This is a genomic window from Rivularia sp. UHCC 0363, from assembly GCF_034931125.1.
Classification (GTDB): domain Bacteria; phylum Cyanobacteriota; class Cyanobacteriia; order Cyanobacteriales; family Nostocaceae; genus Rivularia.
The window spans coordinates 12,416-15,005 of the sequence record NZ_JAYGHM010000034.1 but is presented as its reverse complement, the minus strand read 5'-3'; the positions used below and the strand labels follow the sequence as shown (position 1 = coordinate 15,005).

Below are 2,590 nucleotides of genomic sequence, written 5' to 3'. Positions count from 1 at the left end.
CATACATCTTGCTCGCTAGTATTATACAAATTAAGTGCGTAACAGCTTAAGGCGGGGCTTCCTAGCCCGTCCGAATGTACTACATTTAAACGAAACCTGCTATATATTAAATTACAATTATCACCAGTAAACCGATCGCTGGTCACTGTTAACTGATAATTGATAACTGAATATGCGTATTTTATTTTTACACTCAAATTTCCCGGCTCAGTTTCGTCACTTAGCTGTAGCTTTAGCGCAAAATCCAAATAATCAAGTTGTTTTCGCTACTACTCGTCGTGAAGGTTCTCTACCTGGAGTTATAAAAGCTATTTATGGTTCTAGTCGAGAAGTTTGTCCTGAAACTCACCATTATGTCAGACCTTTAGAAAAAGCCGTGCTTCAAGGACAAGCAGTTTACCGTTTAGCCGAAGAGTTAAAGCAAAAAGGTTTTATTCCAGATATAGTTTACGGTCATTCTGGTTGGGGCCCGACGTTATTTATCAAAGATGCTTTTCCGCAAGCTACTTTACTTTGTTATTTTGAATGGTTTTATCATGCACATGGAACGGATGCTGATTTTGACCCCGTAGACCCCTTAACTCCCGATGATGAAGCTCGAATCCGGATCAAGAATGCTCCCATTTTGATTGACTTATACAGTTGCGATCGCGGTATGTCTCCGACTAATTGGCAACGTCAGCAGTTCCCCTTAGAATATCATAGTAAAATTACTGTATCTCATGATGGGATTGATACAAATTATTTTCAACCAAAGCCGGAAGCAAAATTAGTTTTACCACGAATTAATCTCGACTTATCTAATGTAGAAGAAATTATTACTTATGTTGCAAGGGGTATGGAACCTTATCGAGGTTTTCCGCAGTTTATCGAAACTGTTGCATTACTCCAGCAGAAACGACCGAATTGTCATGTAGTAATTGTTGGAGAAGATAGAGTTGCTTATGGGAAGCAGCTTCCCGACGGTCAAACTTACAAACAGTTGATGCTTGAAAAAGTACCCCTCGATTTAACAAGAGTTCATTTTACAGGTTTGCTGCCTTATGGTGAATATCTGCAAGTATTGCAAGCTTCCTCAGTTCACATTTATTTAACCCGTCCTTTTGTTTTATCTTGGTCAATGTTGGAAGCTTTATCTACAGGTTGCTTAATAGTCGCTTCAAATACCGCACCTGTGACTGAAGTAATTGAAGATGGTGTCAACGGTTTACTAGTAGATTTCTTTTCACCACAAGAAATATGCAGTCGTGTAGAAGAAGTACTAAACCATCCGCATAAAATGTCTTCAATTCGAGAGCAAGCGCGAGAAACTATTTTACAAAAGTATGATTTAGCACAGTTGTTACCAAAACATTTGGAATGGATACAGCAAGATTTAAAATCTTAATTTGCAGATTTTATAAGTATATTTCCTATATTAAACAAATATTCATAGAAATAAATTACGAAATATTCCTGCTTTTTTTATTCTGAAAGTAGCTTATTTTTTATATAGTATGCTCTGCTTGCATTGATGAATTTAGTTCTGTTTGTAATGGTTGTTAGTAAGAGATTTAGTTCTCTATATATAGCAATCCTAAATGATTCGTAAGAATTTTATAAAGAAGCTGGCAGTTTAAACCGCTACTATAATAACCCGTGCAGGCGGTGAATCTACCCCCGTGCGGAGGAACACGACCGTTGAGGGGAGTCGCCAGGGCTGAATCAAATTTAACTTGCAATCTTAACGTATAATCTACATATTTCCTTATATATCAATTCGGATTGCTATACTTGGCAAAAAATGGCTAAAGCTTTTAATACAAAAAAATGTTTCTGTAATTATCCGGAAACATATGGTCTAAAAATGTATTCAACAAATAGTAAGTAAGTTTAAACATTCAATCTAGCTTTTAGTTATATTGAGTTCTTAAACACCAAAAAAACGAATATCCAAAATTTATAAATTAGGAGACAGAAATCATGAAGTCCAATATGAAAATATTATTATTATCTTTAGGTTTGTTTTTAAGTTCCGCTAGCACTATCAGTAATGTTAATGCTCAGATAACCAATCAAACTTCACCTCAAAAATCTTTGAGCGTTCAGCAAAACAACTTTATCAAAGCATCAGCAAAACAAGTTCAAGATAAAGAACTAAAAGCCTTTTTTAGTAGCAAATATGATTACTGGGATGCTCGTGTACTTGCAGATTACTGGGGACAATCTGTATCTGAAGCAAAAGCTAGAATGGGTAGAAAAATTATCTGGGGTAAATCTGATGTTGCTATCCTCGAACAGTTCCTTGTAGATGCAAGGATTCAAGGGTTGCAAAAAGTGCAGGGTTCTAATCCTGCTTTGCAACTGTATAGCGATTCCAAATATAACTACAATGATGCTGAAAAGCTGGCTACTCTCTGGGGTGAATCTTCTCCTTATGATGCAAAAATAAGGATTGAGAAAAATCTAATTTTAGGTCAACAACAGGTAATTGAACAAGCTTTGCAACAAACTCAAAGATAAAATATCTAGTTATTAAAACTCAAGATAAATTAGACCTCACCCCCTTCCCCTCTCCTTAGTAAGGAGAGGGGTGTCCGACAGGACGGGG

The 2,590-nt window shown here is 36.3% G+C and carries 2 protein-coding genes; both read left to right on the top strand.

Features of this window, described 5'->3' with window-relative positions; genetic code table 11:
• Window positions 1–172: 172 nt before the first annotated feature.
• A complete protein-coding gene (locus tag VB797_RS19385; protein WP_323239369.1) occupies window positions 173–1,387 on the top strand; it encodes a glycosyltransferase family 4 protein in 1,215 nt (404 codons plus the stop codon).
• A gap of 587 nt (window positions 1,388–1,974) precedes the next feature.
• Window positions 1,975–2,502, top strand: a complete 528-nt coding sequence (locus VB797_RS19380; RefSeq protein WP_323239368.1) for a hypothetical protein — start codon at window positions 1,975–1,977, stop codon at window positions 2,500–2,502.
• Window positions 2,503–2,590: the final 88 nt, after the last annotated feature.